Annotated in this window: 19 protein-coding genes; 15 read left to right on the forward strand and 4 right to left on the reverse strand. The window is 70.5% G+C overall.

From position 1 onward, the window contains the following. Window positions 1-85: 85 nt before the first annotated feature. The 10 genes from ACWD1Z_RS30485 (at window position 86) to ACWD1Z_RS30530 (ending at window position 10,752) form a co-directional block, all read left to right on the forward strand. The gene (locus ACWD1Z_RS30485) at window positions 86-754 is read left to right on the forward strand and encodes an AAA family ATPase (RefSeq protein WP_451122950.1); all 669 of its coding nucleotides are present in this window, start codon (window positions 86-88) and stop codon (window positions 752-754) included. 68 nt (window positions 755-822) lie between these two features. Next, a complete protein-coding gene (locus ACWD1Z_RS30490) occupies window positions 823-1,617 on the forward strand; it encodes an enhanced serine sensitivity protein SseB (RefSeq protein WP_451122952.1) in 795 nt (264 codons plus the stop codon). 163 nt (window positions 1,618-1,780) lie between these two features. Next, window positions 1,781-2,569, forward strand: coding sequence for an enhanced serine sensitivity protein SseB C-terminal domain-containing protein (locus tag ACWD1Z_RS30495; protein ID WP_451122954.1), 789 nt, complete (start codon window positions 1,781-1,783; stop codon window positions 2,567-2,569). Between the two features lie 321 nt (window positions 2,570-2,890). Then, the gene (locus ACWD1Z_RS30500) at window positions 2,891-3,886 is read left to right on the forward strand and encodes an ABC transporter permease (protein ID WP_451122956.1); all 996 of its coding nucleotides are present in this window, start codon (window positions 2,891-2,893) and stop codon (window positions 3,884-3,886) included. 58 nt (window positions 3,887-3,944) lie between these two features. Beyond that, complete coding sequence (locus tag ACWD1Z_RS30505) at window positions 3,945-5,702, forward strand: ABC transporter substrate-binding protein (RefSeq protein ID WP_451122958.1); 1,758 nt, start codon at window positions 3,945-3,947, stop codon at window positions 5,700-5,702. Between the two features lie 69 nt (window positions 5,703-5,771). Beyond that, window positions 5,772-6,779, forward strand: a complete 1,008-nt coding sequence (locus ACWD1Z_RS30510) for an ABC transporter permease (RefSeq protein WP_451122960.1) — start codon at window positions 5,772-5,774, stop codon at window positions 6,777-6,779. Further along, window positions 6,776-7,873: an ABC transporter ATP-binding protein gene (locus tag ACWD1Z_RS30515; RefSeq protein ID WP_451122962.1), complete on the forward strand. Its 1,098-nt coding sequence runs from the start codon at window positions 6,776-6,778 to the stop codon at window positions 7,871-7,873. The genes ACWD1Z_RS30510 and ACWD1Z_RS30515 overlap by 4 nt, the downstream gene beginning before the upstream one ends. Continuing rightward, window positions 7,870-9,069, forward strand: a complete 1,200-nt coding sequence (locus ACWD1Z_RS30520) for an ABC transporter ATP-binding protein (protein ID WP_451122964.1) — start codon at window positions 7,870-7,872, stop codon at window positions 9,067-9,069. The genes ACWD1Z_RS30515 and ACWD1Z_RS30520 overlap by 4 nt, the downstream gene beginning before the upstream one ends. Window positions 9,070-9,140: 71 nt before the next feature. Continuing rightward, on the forward strand, window positions 9,141-9,797 hold the full coding sequence (locus ACWD1Z_RS30525; protein WP_389414831.1) for a trimeric intracellular cation channel family protein: 657 nt from the start codon (window positions 9,141-9,143) through the stop codon (window positions 9,795-9,797). 103 nt (window positions 9,798-9,900) lie between these two features. After that, window positions 9,901-10,752, forward strand: a complete 852-nt coding sequence (locus ACWD1Z_RS30530) for a thioesterase family protein (protein ID WP_451122967.1) — start codon at window positions 9,901-9,903, stop codon at window positions 10,750-10,752. A gap of 51 nt (window positions 10,753-10,803) precedes the next feature. Here the strand turns inward: ACWD1Z_RS30530 and ACWD1Z_RS30535 are convergent, their stop codons facing one another. Then, window positions 10,804-11,433 carry a TetR family transcriptional regulator gene (locus ACWD1Z_RS30535; RefSeq protein ID WP_451122969.1) on the reverse strand — a complete coding sequence of 210 codons (630 nt, stop codon included), beginning with the start codon at window positions 11,431-11,433 and terminating at the stop codon, window positions 10,804-10,806. A gap of 131 nt (window positions 11,434-11,564) precedes the next feature. Between ACWD1Z_RS30535 and ACWD1Z_RS30540 the strand changes: the two genes are divergently transcribed. The 3 genes from ACWD1Z_RS30540 (at window position 11,565) to ACWD1Z_RS30550 (ending at window position 13,243) form a co-directional block, all read left to right on the forward strand. Then, window positions 11,565-11,717, forward strand: coding sequence for a hypothetical protein (locus tag ACWD1Z_RS30540; RefSeq protein WP_250074773.1), 153 nt, complete (start codon window positions 11,565-11,567; stop codon window positions 11,715-11,717). A gap of 23 nt (window positions 11,718-11,740) precedes the next feature. Next, a complete protein-coding gene (locus ACWD1Z_RS30545; RefSeq protein ID WP_451122971.1) occupies window positions 11,741-12,007 on the forward strand; it encodes a DUF4190 domain-containing protein in 267 nt (88 codons plus the stop codon). A 72-nt stretch (window positions 12,008-12,079) separates the two neighbouring features. Then, complete coding sequence (locus tag ACWD1Z_RS30550) at window positions 12,080-13,243, forward strand: cysteine desulfurase family protein (RefSeq protein ID WP_451122973.1); 1,164 nt, start codon at window positions 12,080-12,082, stop codon at window positions 13,241-13,243. Window positions 13,244-13,328: 85 nt separating this feature from the next. Here ACWD1Z_RS30550 and ACWD1Z_RS30555 read toward each other — a convergent pair whose 3' ends face one another. Then, a complete protein-coding gene (locus ACWD1Z_RS30555; RefSeq protein ID WP_451122976.1) occupies window positions 13,329-13,994 on the reverse strand; it encodes an N-acetylmuramoyl-L-alanine amidase in 666 nt (221 codons plus the stop codon). 60 nt (window positions 13,995-14,054) lie between these two features. Between ACWD1Z_RS30555 and mnmA the strand changes: the two genes are divergently transcribed. Then, window positions 14,055-15,179 (forward strand): tRNA 2-thiouridine(34) synthase MnmA, encoded by a 1,125-nt coding sequence (gene mnmA / locus ACWD1Z_RS30560; RefSeq protein ID WP_451122978.1) that lies wholly within the window; start codon window positions 14,055-14,057, stop codon window positions 15,177-15,179. A gap of 22 nt (window positions 15,180-15,201) precedes the next feature. Here the strand turns inward: mnmA and ACWD1Z_RS30565 are convergent, their stop codons facing one another. Together ACWD1Z_RS30565 and ACWD1Z_RS30570 are read right to left on the reverse strand one after the other, a co-directional pair. Then, entirely contained in the window at window positions 15,202-15,984 is a 783-nt protein-coding gene (locus tag ACWD1Z_RS30565) for an alpha/beta fold hydrolase (protein WP_451122979.1), read from the reverse strand. 36 nt (window positions 15,985-16,020) lie between these two features. Further along, window positions 16,021-16,344 (reverse strand): DUF427 domain-containing protein, encoded by a 324-nt coding sequence (locus tag ACWD1Z_RS30570; RefSeq protein ID WP_451122981.1) that lies wholly within the window; start codon window positions 16,342-16,344, stop codon window positions 16,021-16,023. A gap of 51 nt (window positions 16,345-16,395) precedes the next feature. On the opposite strand from ACWD1Z_RS30570, the gene ACWD1Z_RS30575 reads away from it, so the two are divergent. Beyond that, window positions 16,396-16,935, forward strand: a complete 540-nt coding sequence (locus tag ACWD1Z_RS30575) for an LOG family protein (RefSeq protein WP_389414822.1) — start codon at window positions 16,396-16,398, stop codon at window positions 16,933-16,935. Window positions 16,936-16,951 lie beyond the last annotated feature (16 nt).

Here is a 16,951-nt window from a genome sequence, read left to right on the forward strand (position 1 = left end):
ACACGAAAACGCGAGAGATCGCCTATTACCTTCTCTTTACGTTCAGTGGGGAGGGGAGATCCCGACCCGGAGGAGGACGATCACGGTGAACAGGACCACGGCGTACGCGACCACGTCGGGCCTGGCGCTGCCCGAGCAGCCCGCGGCCCCGGCGCTCGAAGCCCGCGGCACGCTGCCCGCAGCCGTCGTCCGCGACCTGCGCGAACGCGACGGCCGCAGCCCGCACGCCCTGCTCTTCGGGCCCCGGGACCTGGTCGTGATCACCGGCCTGCCGGGCAGCGGCAAGTCCACGCTGATGCGGCGGACCGTGAAGGGCCCGCGCATCGACTCCCAGGACACCCGCGACCGCTGGGACGCCCGGATGCCGGGCTTCCTGCCGTACGCGGTCTACCGGCCCCTGGTCCGGCTCGCGCACTACGCCGGTCTGTGGCGCGCGCTCCGCTCCGACCAGGGAGTCGTCGTGCACGACTGCGGCACCCAGGCCTGGGTGCGCGGCTGGCTGGCCCGCGCGGCGCGGCGCCGGGGCGGCACGCTGCATCTGCTGCTCCTGGACGTCACCCCGGACGAGGCGCTGGAGGGCCAGCGCGAGCGCGGGCGCGGTGTCTCGCGGTACGCCTTCCTGCGGCACCGCTCGGCGGCGGGCCGGCTGCTGCGCGCGGTGGAGCAGGGCGAGCTGCCGCCGGGCTGCGGTTCGGCGGTCCTGATCGACCGGCCCGCGGCGGGGGCGCTGCGGCGGATCGGCTTCACGGGCTGACCCCGGGCGGCCGGGCAGGCGCTAGCCTTTTCAGCCACATCAGTGGTTCACGGCAGGCGGTCAGACAGATGGACTTCCCGGCGGATCTCCCCGCGGACTTTCCGGCGCAGGCACACCCCCATCCGCACGGCGGATGGCCCGGCAACGAGCTGGAGGAGGTGCTCTCCGCCTCCCTCGGCGTCCCCACCGCGGGCGGCCGGATCATCGAGGTCCTCGGCCGCAGCTTCCTGTGGGTCCCGCTGCCCTCCGGCGGCGGCCCGCACAGCGGCCCGCTGGACCTGCCCACGCTGGAGATCGAGGGCCAGGCCTATGTCCCGGTCTTCAGCTCCGAGGAACAGTTCCGCCAGGTCGTCGGCTCGCACATGTCGTACACGATCGCCCCGGCGGTGGAGTTCGCCCGCGGGCTGCCGCCGCAGGTGGGCATCGCGGTGAACCCGGACGGCGTGGTGGGCATCCCCCTTCCGCCGCCGGCGGTGGCCGAGCTGTGCCGCGTGGGCCGCACCCCGCTGGACGGCCCGGCGAGCGGCGGCCGCGTCAAGCTGTACGAGCCGGACTGGCAGGACGACCCGGTCGACTTCCTGTCCGCCGCCTCCGCAGAGTTCGCGACGACCGGCGTGGTCACCACGGCCCGCCGCTGCCTGGCCGCCATCGAGACGGCGGACCCGGTGATGTTCATAGGGGTCGAGCTCTCCGACTGGGAGGGCGACCTGCGCACGGCCCCGATGGACGCCCTGGGGCGGGCCCTCGGCAGGGTCCCCACGAACTGGCCCGTCAACCTGATCCTCCTGGACATGGCGGCCCAGGACCCGGTGGCGATCTGGATGCGGGAAAAAGTGCGGCCCTTCTACACACAGGGCCGGTGAAGACACCTGGGGGCGCGGGCTGTGTCGATGTGCGGCTGCGCCGCGGGGCGCGACCAGCCACGACGAAAGCCGCAGACGCGCGACCGGACCAAGTCCCACCCCCGCAGGCGGGCTTAAGCTAGGCCCAAGGCTCGGTCGGAGAAAAGGTGAAGGGGCGGTACAGGTGAGCGCCAGCGGCATCGCGGCCGGGCAGGTCGAGCACATGCTGCGCCAGGTCACGCCCGGGCGTTACGACGCCTACGAGGCGCTGCTGCGCGCGCTCGCGACCCCGAACTCCGGCCAGATCTGGATGCTGCTGTGGCACGGCCAGGCCGGCTCCCCGGACGCCCAGTACGGGAACATGGAGGTCGACGGCTACGGCTACGCCCCCTGCGTCACCTCCGCCCAGGAGCTCTCGGCCAGCGGCTGGAACCGCAGTTACGAGGTCGTCGACGGAGTCGACGTGGCCCGCACGCTGTACCCCGACCACTTCGGCCTCTGGCTGAACCCGCACGCACCGGGCGGCGGCGTCGGCATCCCGTGGCTCGACCTGCGGCGGATCGCCACCGGTCTGGAGCGCCAGCCCGCGGGCCCGCTGCGGCTGTCCGAACCCGGCATCGAGATCCCGCACTTCTACGCCCTGCTCGCGCAGAACGCCCACCGCACCCCGGCCGTCCGCGCGCTGCGCCGCGCCTGGGTGCAGCCCGCGCTCGGAGCGCCGTACCTCGCCATCGGCCTGGACGTGTACGACACCAGCCCGCCCGCCGTGGACTCGGTGCGCGCGATGATGCAGCAGTCCATCGGCGCCGTCCCGGACGGGCTGCCGGTCTCCACGGTGGCGATGTCCGACGAGTACGACCCGGTCGCGCTGTGGATGCGGGCGAACGCCCGCCCCTTCTACGACCGTGACGCCCACGCGGCGCAGGCGCCCGCCGCCGGGTACGGTTACCCACCGGTACAGGGCGGCTACTGACCTATGACGGGCCGTCGGCCGTTCACGGACCCGACACATTTCTTCGCGCGTAGATGACGCCGAATGTCGCCTATCGACCGATGTGTCCCAACTCCCTCCCGTTCGGCCTCCGTCATCTGCTGTTCGGATAACGGAATCCCCAGTGCATCATCACGGTTGCGCATACTTTCGCCGCCAGACCTGGCGGGTGATCGTGACGACGCTGAAGACTCCCGAGTCAGACATGGGATCGGTCGATCCTGTGATCGAGTGCAAGTCGACAAAGCCGTAATCCACGGCGGGCGTAGGCCGGTCACCACCGGCGAGAGGGGTCGGGTCACTGTGACCGCACCGATCGAGACCACGAAGGCGGCCGAGGCACAGCCGGAAGCTGTCCTCAGCGGTGCCGACAAGGGGCAGATCGAGGGCCGCTCCCTTGGACAGATCGCCTGGACCCGGTTCAAGAAGGACAAGGTCGCCGTGGCCGGCGGCATCGTCGTCATCCTGCTGGTGCTGCTCGCCGTCCTGTCCCGGCCCATCCAGGCCCTCTTCGGTCTCGACCCCAACGCCTTCAACCAGGATCTGATCGACCCCAACACCTCGCTGCCCACAGGGGACTTCGGCGGGATGAGCCTGGACCACCCGCTGGGCGTCGAGCCCAAGTTCGGGCGGGACATCGCCACCCGCATCCTGGAGGGCTCCTGGGTGTCCCTGGTCGTCGCGTTCGGGGCCACGATCCTGTCCAACACCATCGGCACGGTCCTCGGTGTGATCGCCGGTTACTACGGCGGGCGCGTGGACGCGATCATCAGCCGGCTGATGGACACCTTCCTCGCCTTCCCGCTGCTGCTGTTCGCCATCGCCATCTCGGCGACGCTGCAGGGCGGTGCCTTCGGCCTGGAGGGTCTGCCGCTGCACATCACCGTGCTGATCTTCATCATCGGCTTCTTCAACTGGCCGTACCTGGGCCGTATCGTCCGCGGTCAGACCCTGGCCCTGAGGGAGCGTGAGTTCGTCGACGCCTCCCGGGGCATGGGCGCCAAGGGCCCGTACATCCTCTTCCGGGAACTGCTCCCGAACCTGGTCGGCCCGATCATCGTCTACTCGACGCTGCTCATCCCGACGAACATCCTTTTCGAGGCCAGTCTGAGCTTCCTCGGCGTCGGCATCCAGCCCCCGCAGGCGTCGTGGGGCGGCATGCTCAACCAGGCGGTCGACTTCTACGAGGTCGACCCGCAGTTCATGATCGTGCCGGGCCTCGCCATCTTCGTCACCGTCCTGGCGTTCAACCTGCTCGGCGACGGACTCCGTGACGCTCTCGACCCGCGCAGCCGCTGACATGCGGCCGCGTCGAGAGCCCATCAAGTTTCCACCTATGGAGGGGAAGCAGACCATCATGCGAAGGTCAGCGCTGGCCGCAATCGCGGCTATCGGCACTGTGAGCCTGGTGCTTTCGGGTTGCAGCAAGGCCGATGACAACAACGACAATGGCGACGGCAACAACAAGTCGGCCGGCGCCGACGCCGCGACCAAGGGTGTCGTCAACGCCTCCGACGCGAAGGGGGGCACGGTCACGTACGAGTACTCGGACGTGCCGGACTCCTTCGACCCGGGCAACACGTACTACGCGTACATGTACAACCTCAGCCGGCTGTACGCCCGCCCGCTGATGACGTTCAAGCCCGCCGCGGGTGAGGCCGGCAACGAGCTGGTCCCCGACCTCGCGTCGGCTCCGGGTGAGCCCAGCGACGGCGGCAAGACCTGGACGTACAAGCTGCGTGAGGGCCTCAAGTACGAGGACGGCACGCCGATCACGTCCAAGGACGTCAAGTACGCGGTCGAGCGCTCGAACTTCGCGCGTGACGTGCTCTCCCTCGGCCCCAACTACTTCCAGCAGTTCCTCGAGGACGGCGACAAGTACAAGGGCCCGTACAAGGACAAGAGCGACAAGGGCCTGTCGTCCATCGAGACGCCGGACGACAGCACGATCGTCTTCAAGCTCAACCGCGCCTTCCAGGAGTTCGACTACCTGGTCGCCACCCCGCAGACGGCCCCGGTGCCGAAGGCGAAGGACAAGGGCGTCGACTACGTCAAGAGCATCGTGTCCTCCGGCTCCTACAAGTTCGAGAGCTACGAAGAGGGCAAGCAGGTCGTCCTCGTCCGCAACGAGAACTGGGACGCCAAGACCGACCCGCTGCGCAAGCAGTACCCGGACAAGATCGTCGTCAAGCTGAAGGTCAACGCCGAGACGATCGACCAGGACGTCATGGCCGGCAAGGCGATCGACCTCGGTGGTACGGGCGTCCAGGCCGCGACCCAGGCGAAGGTCGTCAACTCCTCGGACATGAAGGCCAACACCGACAACACCTTCGGTGGCCGTCTGGTCTACATGGCGATCAACACCAAGCTCGCGCCGTTCGACAAGGTCGAGTGCCGCAAGGCCGTGCAGTTCGCGGTCGACAAGGTCTCGGTGCAGACCGCCCTCGGCGGCCCGATCCGCGGTGACATCGCCACCACCGTCCTGCCGCCGGACATCCCGGGCTACGAGAAGTCCGACCTGTACGCCACCCCCGGCAACAAGGGTGACGTCGCCAAGGCCAAGGAGCAGCTCAAGGCCTGCGGCAAGACGTCGATCAAGACCAACATCTCGGCGCGCAGCGACCGCCCGGCGGAGATCGACTCCGCCACCGCGATCATCGACTCGCTGAAGAAGGTCGGCATCGACGCCACCCTGAAGCAGTACCCGTCGGGCAAGTACTTCACCGACGCCGCGGGTGTGCCGACGTTCAACAAGAAGCAGAACATCGGTCTGCACATGATGCAGTGGGGTGCCGACTGGCCCTCCGGCTACGGCTTCGAGCAGCAGATCCTGCACGGTGACGCGATCGGCGCCTCCGGCAACACCAACCTGTCGCAGCTCGACAACGCCGACATCAACTCGATGCTCGAGAAGGCGATCGCGACCGAGGACGAGGCCGAGCGCAACAGCCTCTACGCCGAGATCGACAAGAAGACGATGGAGGAGGCGGCCCTCGTTCCGCTGACCTACTTCAAGGTCCTGCTGTACCGCCCCGCCAACTTCACCAACCTGGTCTCGACGGCGGCCTTCAGCGGTCAGTACGACTACCTCAACATCGGCACGACCAAGAAGTAGCCCCGGAAGGCAGGTGAAGGCATTGATGCCCGCGGGCTTCGCGGCCCGCGGGCATCAGCGCCGATCCCCGTGATCTCGTACATCCTCCGCCGGACGGTCGCAGCGGTGATCCTGCTGCTGGTCGTCACCGCGGTCACCTTCGCGATCTTCTTCCTGCTGCCCCGGCTCGCCGGCCAGACGGCCGACCAGCTGGCCCAGCAGTACATCGGGAAGAGCCCCTCGAAGGCCGACATCGAAGCGGTCAAGCAGAACCTCGGTCTCGACCAGCCCGTGTACGTCCAGTACTGGGATTTCATCAAGGGGATCGTCTCGGGCGCCACCTATGACCTCGGCCCCACCACGGCGCAGTGCAACGCCCCCTGCTTCGGCTACTCCTTCAAGACCCACGTCGAGGTCTGGCCGCAGCTCACCGACCGTCTGCCGGTGACGCTCTCGCTGGCCGCCGGTGCCGCCGTCATGTGGCTGCTGGGCGGTGTCACGGCCGGTGTGATCTCCGCGCTCAAGCCGCGGTCGTTCGCCGACCGGACGTTCATGGGTATCGCCCTCGCCGGTGTCTCGCTGCCCATGTTCTTCACGGGCCAGCTCGCGCTGTTCCTCTTCACCTTCCAGTGGCCGATCTTCGGCCGCGAGTACGTCCCCTTCACCGAGAACCCCTCGCAGTGGGCCAACACGCTGTTCCCGGCGTGGTGTTCGCTCGCCCTGCTCTACTCGGCCATCTATGCCCGGCTCACCCGCTCCGGCATGCTGGAGACGATGAACGAGGACTTCATCCGCACGGCGCGCGCCAAGGGCCTGCGCGAGCGGAAGGTCGTGGTCAAGCACGGGCTGCGGGCCGCGCTGACCCCGATCATCACCGTCTTCGGCATGGACCTCGGGCTGCTGCTCGGTGGCGCGGTGATCACCGAGACGGTCTTCTCCCTGCACGGCATCGGTGAGTACGCGGTGCAGTCCATCCGGGACAACGACCTGCCCCCGATCCTCGGCGTGACCCTGCTCGCCGCCTTCTTCGTCGTGATCGCAAACTTCCTGGTGGACCTGTTGTACGCCGCCGCCGACCCGCGGGTGAGGCTCTCGTGACCGAACTCTCCAAGACCGGTGCCGCAGTGGGGGAGCCCGTCAAGGCGCCCTCCGACGAGCCGACCGCGTTTCTCGAAGTCCGTGACCTCAAGGTGCACTTCCCGACCGACGACGGCATGGTCAAGTCCGTCGACGGGCTCAGCTTCAAGCTGGAGAAGGGCAAGACCCTCTCCATCGTGGGCGAGTCCGGCTCGGGCAAGTCGGTCACCTCGCTGGCGATCATGGGCCTGCACCGCCTCGGCGCACGCGGCAAGAACGTCAAGATGTCCGGCGAGATCTGGCTGGACGGCAAGGAACTGGTCTCCGCCGACCCGGACGAGGTGCGCCGGCTGCGCGGCCGCGAGATGGCGATGATCTTCCAGGACCCGCTGTCCGCGATGCACCCGTACTACACGATCGGCAACCAGATCGTGGAGGCGTACCGCGTCCACCACGACGTCAGCAAGAAGGTCGCGCGCAACCGGGCCATCGAGATGCTCGACCGGGTCGGCATCCCCGAGCCCGCCCAGCGCGTCGACGGCTACCCGCACGAGTTCTCCGGCGGTATGCGCCAGCGCGCGATGATCGCCATGGCGCTGGTGAACAACCCCGAACTGCTCATCGCGGACGAGCCGACCACCGCCCTGGACGTCACCGTGCAGGCGCAGATCCTCGACCTGATCCGGGATCTGCAGAAGGAGTTCGGCTCGGCGGTCGTCCTCATCACCCACGACCTCGGTGTGGTCGCCGAGATCGCCGACGACGTGCTGGTGATGTACGGCGGCCGGTGCGTGGAGCGCGGTCCGGTCGACGACATCTTCGAGCGGCCGCAGCACCCGTACACCTGGGGTCTGCTCGGCTCGATGCCCCGCATCGACCGGGAGACCTCGGACCGGCTCATCCCGGTCAAGGGCCAGCCGCCGAGCCTGATCAACATCCCCTCGGGCTGCGCGTTCCACCCCCGCTGCCCGTACGCGGACGTCCCCAAGGGCGATGTCACCCGCACCGTGCGCCCCGAGCTGTCGCAGGTCGGCACCGGACACTTCTCCGCCTGCCACCTCTCGCCCGAGGACCGCACGCGGATCTGGACCGAAGAGATTGCGCCGAAGCTGTGAGTGAAACCAAGAAATCGGACGTGACCGTCCCGGCGCAGGCGTCGGCCCCCGCGGAGCAGCGCGAGGTGCTGCTGAAGGTCGAGGGCCTGCAGAAGCACTTCCCGATCCGCAAGGGCGTGCTCCAGCGCCAGGTCGGCGCGGTGAAGGCGGTCGACGGCATCGACTTCGAGGTGCGCAAGGGCGAGACCCTGGGCGTGGTCGGCGAGTCGGGCTGCGGCAAGTCGACCATGGGGCGGGTCATCACCCGGCTCCAGGACCCGACGGGCGGCTCGATCCACTTCGAGGGCAAGGACATCACGCGGCTGAACACGGCCGGGATGCGCCCGCTGCGGCGGGACATCCAGATGATCTTCCAGGACCCGTACGGCTCCCTGAACCCGCGGCACACCATCGGCTCGATCGTCTCGGCGCCCTTCCGGCTCCAGGGCGTCGAGCCCGAGGGCGGGGTGAAGAAGGAGGTCCAGCGGCTGCTGGAGCTGGTCGGCCTCAGCCCCGAGCACTACAACCGCTATCCGCACGAGTTCTCCGGCGGTCAGCGTCAGCGCATCGGCATCGCGCGGGCGCTGGCGCTGAAGCCGAAGCTGGTCGTGGCGGACGAGCCGGTCTCCGCTCTCGACGTGTCGATCCAGGCGCAGGTCGTGAACCTGATGGACGACCTCCAGCAGGAGCTCGGCCTGACGTACGTGATCATCGCGCACGACCTGTCCGTCGTCCGCCATGTCTCGGACCGGATCGCGGTGATGTACCTCGGCAAGATCGTCGAGCTCGCCGACCGCACCGCGCTGTACGAGTCCCCCATGCACCCGTACACCAAGGCCCTGATGTCGGCCGTGCCGGTGCCGGACCCCAAGCGCCGGGGCACCAAGAGCGACCGCATCCTGCTCCGCGGGGATGTGCCCTCGCCGATCGCGCCGCCCAGCGGCTGCCGCTTCCACACGCGGTGCTGGAAGGCGACGGAGGTCTGCAAGACGACCGAGCCGCCGCTGCTGGAGCTGCGCCCCGGCCAGCGGGTCGCCTGCCACCACCCGGAGAACTTCGAGGACCAGGCCCCGCAGGACACGGTCCTGCTGACCGCCGCGAAGGAGGCGGCGGAGCTGGTGTCCGACGAGGTGCTGGCGGAATCGGCGGAGACCTCGGCGGCGGTGGCCGCGGAGGTCGCCGCCACGGAAGAGGAAACCCCCGGCAAGAAGGACTAGTACCCCACGCCCGACCGAGCCCCCGCCTTGCAATGAAAGGCGGGGGCTCGTCGTCGGGTAAGAATGGCAGGGTGCTCCAGCAACTCTTCACCCCCTCCGTCCAGCACACGCTCGACCTGATCGGCATCTTCGTCTTCGCCATCTCGGGCGCCCTGCTGGCGGTCCGCAAGAACTTCGACGTCTTCGGCATCGCCGTCCTCGCCGAGGTCACCGCGCTGGGCGGCGGACTCTTCCGGGACCTGGTCATCGGCTCGGTGCCGCCCGCCGCCTTCACGGACCTGGGGTACTTCCTGACCCCGCTGCTCGCCGCCCTCCTGGTGGTCTTCCTGCACCCGCACGTGGAGCGCATCCAGAGCGGCGTGAACGTCTTCGACGCGGCCGGCCTCGGCCTGTTCTGCGTCACCGGCACGACGAAGGCGTACGACCACGGCCTGGGCCTCACCGCCTCCGCCGCCCTGGGCCTGGCCACCGCGGTCGGCGGCGGCGTCCTGCGGGACGTGCTCGCCAACGAGGTCCCCTCCCTGCTGCGCTGGGACCGTGACCTGTACGCGGTGCCGGCGATGGTCGGCGCCACGATGGTCGCCCTGTGCATCCGCTACGACGCCCTCGGCCCCGTCACCGGCGGGCTCGCGGCGGTCACCGCCTTCGTCCTGCGGCTGCTCGCGATGCGCTACCACTGGCGGGCCCCGCGGGCCTGGAACCGGCGCTCGACGGTACGGGAGGAGTAGGCGCCGGGAGGAGCAGGCGCCGGGCGGAGCAGGCGCCGGGCGGAGCAGGCCGGGGGGAACAGGAAAGCTACCGCTTAGTAGTCGCCTGTTGTACCGTTCACCCATGCCAGAAGCAGCGTCCACGCAGGCCACGATCGGCGACAGCGAGTTCGACCGCGACACCGCGCTCACCCGACGGGAGCCCGGCGTCTACGACATCGACCTCTCCGCCGGCTGGACCATCATCAGCGCCGTCAACGGCGGCTATCTGCTGGCCGTCCTCGGCCGCGCGCTCTCCGACGCCCTGCCGCACGCCGACCCGTTCACGATCTCGGCGCACTACCTGACCGCGTCCCAGCCCGGCCCGGCCGTCGTACGCACCTCGGTGGTCCGCACCGGCCGCACCCTGTCGACCGGCCAGGCGTCGCTCTTCCAGTACGACGACCAGGGCCGCGAGGTCGAACGCATCCGCGTCCTCGCCTCCTACGGCGACCTCGACGCCCTCCCGGACGACGTCCGTACGACGGCGAAGCCGCCCGCGATCCCGCCGATGGACCAGTGCTTCGGCCCCCAGGACGGCCCCGCCCCGGTCCCCGGCAGCTCCGCCATCGCCGACCGCCTGATGATCAAGCTGGACCCCGCCACCCTCGGCTGGGCCCTCGGCGCCCCCTCCGGCAAGGGCGAGATGCGCGCCTGGTTCGGCCTGGCCGACGGCCGCGACGCGGACCCCCTCTCCCTGCTGCTGGCGGTGGACGCGCTGCCGCCGACCGCCTTCGAACTCGGCATCAAGGGCTGGGTCCCGACGGTGGAGCTGACGGTCCACGTCCGCTGCCGCCCGGCCCCGGGCCCGCTGCGGGTGGCGATCACCACGCGCAACCTGGCGGGCGGCTTCCTGGAGGAGGACGCGGAGGTGTGGGACAGCGAGGACCGTCTGGTGGCCCAGTCGCGGCAGCTGGCCCGGGTCCGTCTCGGCTGACCGGGGGAGCGGGCTCAGTCCAGCTAGGTCTTGGCTGACCGGGCGCGGGCCTCAGTCCAGCCAGTGCCGCCGGCCGATGCTGATCAGCCGCATCCGGCGGGTGGCGACCCGGACGACCTGCGCCCGCTCCTCCTCGGCCCCTTCCTCCAGCGTGTCGAGGAAGAGGGAGGCCGTCATGAGCATCTGGTCGACATAGAGGTTGGCCAGCATCAGCAGGTCGTCGTCGCTCCAGCCCCCGGACATCGGGTCCTTGGCGAGCTCGTGCCGCACCTCCTCGCCGAACCGGGCGAGTTGCTGCTGGATGGCCTCCCGCACGGGCTGCACACCGCCGTGCCGCTCACGGGCGATGAAGCGGACGTGCGCCGGGTGCGCGGTGACATGACCGGCGATCAACTCCACGGCGCGCGCTATGCGTTCGTCGGGGTCGCCGTCCGCGGAGACGGTGGTGCGGATCATCGGGTGCAGACTGCCGAGCGCCTCCTCGACGAGGGCGACCCCGAGATCCGCGGTGGAGCGGAAGTGCCGGTAGAAGGCGGTGGGGGCCACGCCGACGGCACGGGTGACCTCGCGCAGGCCCAGACTGCTCAGGCTCTGCTCCTCCAGCAGCCCCAACGCGGCGTCCAGGAGCGCCTGTCGGGTCTTCTGCTTCTGGGCCTGCCGGATGCCGAGGGTGTGACTCATGCCATGCAGTTAACAACTGTTCTCCCGAATTGAAAAGTCATAAGGCGCGCTAGACTGGGAAGTCAGTGAACAGCTGTACCTACAACTGTTCACCCATGTACGAGACGCATCTCGGAGGGGGATCCCATCCCATGCTGTTCCTCGTCGCCGCGCTCCTGCTGCTGGGCGTCGTGCTGGGCACCGTCGCCCACGCACCGCTCGGCTTCACCGTCGTCGCCGCCGCGGTGATCGCCGTGTGGCTGTCCGTCTTCGCGCTCCGCGAGCGCCACGCCCGCCGCCACTGACCCGCACAGGGAGTTGATCCGTCATGCAGCTCACCGCCCCGACGACCGACCGCCGCATCGCCCGGGACACCGACGGCATGGCCGTGGCGTCCTTCATCCTCGGCCTGGTGGGCCTCCTGGTCCTCAACATCTTCCTGGGCCCGATCGCGATCACCCTCGCCGCGGTCGCCCTGTCCCGAGGCACCCGGCGCCGCGGCCGCGCCTACCTGGGCCTCTCCCTGGGAGTGGCGGACCTGCTGGTCCTGCTGGCCTTCATGCAGGCGGACGGCACACTGTCCTGGAGCTTCTGACCGGCCGTCGCCCGCCACCGCGCCCGAACCCGCGCCTACGGCCGCCGACCGGGCCCGTAGAATCGCTTCACCATGGCTTACCTCGACCACGCCGCGACGACTCCGATGCTCCCGGAGGCGGCTGAGGCACTCGCCGCCCAGCTGGGCGTCACCGGCAACGCCTCCTCCCTTCACGCAGCCGGCCGCCGCGCCCGCCGCACGGTCGAGGAAGCCCGCGAGACCCTCGCGGAAGCGCTCGGCGCCCGTCCCAGCGAGGTCGTCTTCACCTCCGGCGGCACCGAGGCCGACAACCTCGCGGTCAAGGGCCTGTACTGGGCCCGCCGCGACGCCGACCCGGCCCGCACCCGGGTCCTCGCGTCGCCCGTCGAGCACCACGCCGTCCTGGACGCGGTCCACTGGCTCGGCGAGCACGAGGGCGCCACCGTCGAGTACCTCCCGGTGGACGAGCACGGCCGCGTCCACCCCGAGGCGCTGCGCGAGGCCATCGCCCGCAACCCCGACGACGTGGCCCTGGCCACCGTCATGTGGGCGAACAACGAGATCGGCACCATCCTGCCGGTCCGTGAACTCGCCCAGGCCGCCGCCGAGTTCGGCATCCCCCTGCACGCCGACGCGGTCCAGGCCGTCGGCCAGCTCCCGGTGGACTTCGCCGCCTCCGGCCTCGCCGCGATGACCGTCTCCGGCCACAAGATCGGCGGCCCGTACGGCATCGGCGCGCTGATCCTCGGCCGTGACCAGGCCCCCGTCCCGGTCCTGCACGGCGGCGGCCAGGAGCGCCAGGTCCGCTCCGGCACCCTCGACGTCCCGGCCATCGCCTCCTTCGCGGTCGCCGGCCGGCTGGCCGCCGAGCAGCACGAGTGGTTCGCCCAGGAGATCGGCGGCCTGCGCGACGACCTGATCGCCGCGGTCCGCACGGCCGTCCCGGACGCCATCCTCGGCGGGGACCCGGTGGACCGCCTCCCGGCCAACGCCCACTTCATGTTCCCCGGCTGCGAGGGCGACTCCCTGCTGCTCCTGCTCGACGCCCAGGGCATCGAGTGCTCCACCGGCTCCGCCTGCACCGCGGGCGTCGCCCAGCCCAGCCACGTCCTGCTGGCCACCGGCACCGACCCGGACCTGGCCCGCGGCACCCTCCGCTTCTCCCTCGGCCACACCTCCACCGACGCCGATGTCGACGCCGTCGCCCAGGCGATCGGCCCTGCGGTGGAGCGGGCCCGCGCGGCGGGGCTGACGTAGCGGCCCCCTCCCGGCGTGCACCGCGCGCCCCGGGTCTTCGCCCCGCTCGCCGCCGCGACATCCGGGACTCGGCCCGACCGCCGGGTCACGCCACGGCGGTCCGCGCCCTGCGTACCAGCGCCATGTACCGCTTCCAGTCCCAGTGCTCGCCCGGATCGGTGTGGTCCGTGCCCGGCACCTCGACATGGCCGATGATGTGCTCGCGGTCCACGGGGATGTCGTAGCGCGCGCATATGCGGGCGGTGAGCCGCGCCGAGGCCGCGTACATCGCGTCCGTGAAACCCTCGGGCCGGTCCACGAACCCCTCGTGCTCGATGCCGACACTGCGTTCGTTGTAGTCGCGGTTGCCCGCGTGGAACGCCACGTCCAGCTCGCGGATCATCTGCGTGACGTGCCCGTCCTTGCGCACGATGTAGTGCGAGGCCGCGCCGTGCTCCGGATCCTGGAACACCCGCACCGCGCTGTCGAAGCTGCCCTGGGTGACATGGATGACCACCATGTCGACGCCGTAGTCGTCGGGCCGGTCCGCGCGCCGCCAGTTCGCGTCCGACGCCGCCACCCAGCGCGCGCCCGCGAAGTCGACCTCCCCCTCCTTGCGCGGCTTCTCCACGCCGGGCATGCGCCACCACAGCCGCCCCAGCTCGTCGCGCGCCAGCACGGCGGTGCCCGCGGCCGCCGCGGCGCCGCCGATCAGCAGCGCCCGCCGGCCGATGCGCCGGTCCGTGTCCTTGGATGCCTTCCTCGCCCCCATGTGATCGTCAACGGATACTCGTGGGCTCCGGTTCCCGCGGCCCCTTACTCTTGAAGAGTTATGACTGACACCCCGCAGCGTCCCCTCCGCGTCCTCGCCGCCATGTCCGGAGGCGTGGACTCCGCCGTAGCCGCCGCCCGCGCCGCGGAAGCCGGCCACGACGTGACCGGCGTCCACCTCGCGCTCTCCGCGAACCCCCAGTCGTTCCGCACGGGCGCGCGTGGCTGTTGCACCATCGAGGACTCGCGCGACGCCCGGCGCGCCGCGGACGTCATCGGTATCCCCTTCTACGTGTGGGACCTCGCCGACCGCTTCCGCGAGGACGTGGTCGAGGACTTCGTCGCCGAGTACGAGGCGGGCCGCACCCCGAACCCCTGTCTGCGCTGCAACGAGAAGATCAAGTTCGCGGCGCTGCTCGACAAGGCGCTGGCCCTCGGCTTCGACGCGGTCTGCACCGGCCACTACGCCCAGGTGATCGTGCGCGAGGACGGCAGCCGCGAGCTGCACCGCGCCTCCGACATGGCCAAGGACCAGTCGTACGTCCTCGGCGTCCTGGACGACAAGCAGCTCGCCCACGCGCTCTTCCCGCTCGGCGACACGGTGACCACCAAGGACGAGATCCGCGCGGAGGCGGAGCGCCGGGGGCTCGCGGTCGCCAAGAAGCCCGACTCGCACGACATCTGCTTCATCGCCGACGGCGACACCCAGGGCTTCCTGGCGAAGCGGCTCGGCAAGGCCGAGGGCGACATCGTCGACGAGTCCGGCACCAAGCTGGGCACCCACGAGGGCGCGTACGGCTTCACCATCGGCCAGCGCAAGGGCCTGCGCATCGGCACCCCGGCCGCCGACGGCAAGCCGCGCTACGTCCTCGACATCTCCCCGGTCGACAACACGGTCACGGTCGGCCCGGCCGCCGCCCTCGACGTCACCGCCCTGCGCGCGATCAGGCCCCGCTGGTGCGGCGCCGCCCCCACCGGGCCCGGCACCTACACCGCCCAGCTGCGCGCCCACGGCGGCGAGACCGAGGTCACCGCCGAACTGATCGACGGCACCCTGGAGGTCACGTTCACCGAACCGGTCCGCGGCGTGGCCCCCGGCCAGGCGATCGTCCTGTACGACGGCACGCGCGTGGTCGGTTCGGCGACGATCTCGACGACCACGCGCGCGACGGCGGACGTGGCCTGAGCGGTCGTACCGACAGGGCCGCCTAGGCGGCGAAGAACTCGGCCAGGACCGGTCCGAGGATCTGGGGCTCCACCATGTGGGTCTGGCCCGGCAGGGAGCGGTACGCGCCCCGCGGCGCCGCCTCGGCGACCGCCCGCGCCGCCTCCCGCATCCAGCCGGGGCTCTCGCCGCCCGCGACCGCCAGCACCGGTACCTCGATCCCGGTCAGCCGCTCGCGCGGCACATCGCCGTCCCGGAGCACCGCGGCGTCGTACGCGAGGCTCGGCGCGATGGCCTCCATGCCGGCCCACATGGGGGACTGGCGGGCGCCCTGGATCATCGCCTCGGCGAGCCCCGTGAGCCGCAGGAACAGCTCGACCGCGTCCCCGCGCCGGTCCTCGCCGAGCGCCTCGGTCAGGCGCTCGGTGTACGCGGCCCACTCCGCGGTGCCGCCCTCGTACACGGTGAACGGCGTCTCGTACACGGCCACCTGACGCACCGGCAGCCCGCTCGCCGCCGCCTCCAGCGCCAGCGCGCCGCCCGAGGAGACCCCGCACAGCGCCGCCTCGCCGCCCACCGCCTCGATCAGCACCGCGAGATCCTCGACCTCGCGGGCGACGTCGTACGGCGGCGTGTCACCGCTCGCGCCACGGCCCCGGCGGTCGTACGTGACCGCGGTGAGCCCGCGCTCCGCGAGGGACCCGGCCAGCGGCGCGAGCGTGGCGCCCGTGGACATCGCACCGCTGACGAGGACGACGACCGGGCCGTCACCGGTGCTCTCGTACGCGAGGGCGGTGCCGTCGCGCGAAATGGTCTCGTGTGCCATGCCCGACAGGTTGCCATCGGGCACCCGGCTAATCGCTCACAACACCTCGACTTCGTAGAAGCACAGGTGGTCCTTGATCCGGGCGACGTCCGGCTTGGGGTCCGGATACGACCACACCCGGTCGGGTGCGCCCGGCAGCGACCAGTAGGAGGCCGTGCCCTTGAACGGGCAGTACGTGTGCGTGTCGGAGGGCGTCAGCAGGTCCATCCGGACGTCCTCGGCGGGCAGGTAGTAGCGCACGGGACAGCCGGTCTCCCGCAGGACGAGCGGCCGGTCGCTCTCCGCGAGGATCTCGCCGTCGTGGACGGCCCGCACGCGTCGTGTGCCCTGCTCGATCGTGATCGTGTGTCCATCAGCCATGGTTGGTGCAGCGCGCGCGGGGCGCCGGTTCTTCCCGCGTACGGTGATCACATGCGAATCTGCGTCTTCCTCTCCGCGGCCGATCTCGACGAGCGCTACACCCGCCCCGCGCGGGAGTTCGCGAACCTGCTGGGCAAGGGCGGTCACACGCTCGTGTGGGGCGGCTCCGACGTCGGCCTGATGAAGGTGGTCGCGGACGGCGTGCAGGAGGCGGGCGGGCGGCTGCTCGGTGTCTCGGTGGAATTCCTGTCCGCCAGGGCCCGCGCGGGCGCCGACGAGATGGTCGTCGCCAAGGATCTGGCCGAGCGCAAGAAGCTGCTGCTGGAGAACGCCGACGCCGTGGTGATCATGGTGGGTGGGACGGGCACGCTGGACGAGGCCACGGAGATCCTGGAGCTCAAGAAGCACGGGCACACGGACAAGCCGGTGGTGCTGCTGAACACGGCGGGCTTCTACGACGGCCTCAAGGAGCAGTTCCGGCGCATGGAGGACGAGGGCTTCCTGCCCCGGCCGCTGACCGACCTGGTGTTCTTCGCGGAGGAGCCGGTGGGGGCGCTGGCCTATCTGGAGGAGAGCCAGGGCATCGAGTGACGGCCCTGGAGTGCGA

The sequence above is a fragment of the Streptomyces sp. NPDC002784 genome (assembly GCF_053592135.1).

Excerpts from the sequence above, each read along its gene's own strand:
- ACWD1Z_RS30540 (WP_250074773.1), top strand. The coding sequence starts at position 11,565 with ATGCTGTTCCTCGTCGCCGCGCTCCTGCTGCTGGGCGTCGTGCTGGGC.
- ACWD1Z_RS30505 (WP_451122958.1), top strand. The coding sequence starts at position 3,945 with ATGCGAAGGTCAGCGCTGGCCGCAATCGCGGCTATCGGCACTGTGAGC.
- mnmA (WP_451122978.1), top strand. The coding sequence starts at position 14,055 with ATGACTGACACCCCGCAGCGTCCCCTCCGCGTCCTCGCCGCCATGTCC.
- ACWD1Z_RS30530 (WP_451122967.1), top strand. The coding sequence starts at position 9,901 with ATGCCAGAAGCAGCGTCCACGCAGGCCACGATCGGCGACAGCGAGTTC.
- ACWD1Z_RS30555 (WP_451122976.1), bottom strand. The coding sequence starts at position 13,994 with ATGGGGGCGAGGAAGGCATCCAAGGACACGGACCGGCGCATCGGCCGG.
- ACWD1Z_RS30490 (WP_451122952.1), top strand. The coding sequence starts at position 823 with ATGGACTTCCCGGCGGATCTCCCCGCGGACTTTCCGGCGCAGGCACAC.
- ACWD1Z_RS30535 (WP_451122969.1), bottom strand. The coding sequence starts at position 11,433 with ATGAGTCACACCCTCGGCATCCGGCAGGCCCAGAAGCAGAAGACCCGA.
- ACWD1Z_RS30550 (WP_451122973.1), top strand. The coding sequence starts at position 12,080 with ATGGCTTACCTCGACCACGCCGCGACGACTCCGATGCTCCCGGAGGCG.
- ACWD1Z_RS30575 (WP_389414822.1), top strand. The coding sequence starts at position 16,396 with ATGCGAATCTGCGTCTTCCTCTCCGCGGCCGATCTCGACGAGCGCTAC.
- ACWD1Z_RS30565 (WP_451122979.1), bottom strand. The coding sequence starts at position 15,984 with ATGGCACACGAGACCATTTCGCGCGACGGCACCGCCCTCGCGTACGAG.
- ACWD1Z_RS30570 (WP_451122981.1), bottom strand. The coding sequence starts at position 16,344 with ATGGCTGATGGACACACGATCACGATCGAGCAGGGCACACGACGCGTG.
- ACWD1Z_RS30545 (WP_451122971.1), top strand. The coding sequence starts at position 11,741 with ATGCAGCTCACCGCCCCGACGACCGACCGCCGCATCGCCCGGGACACC.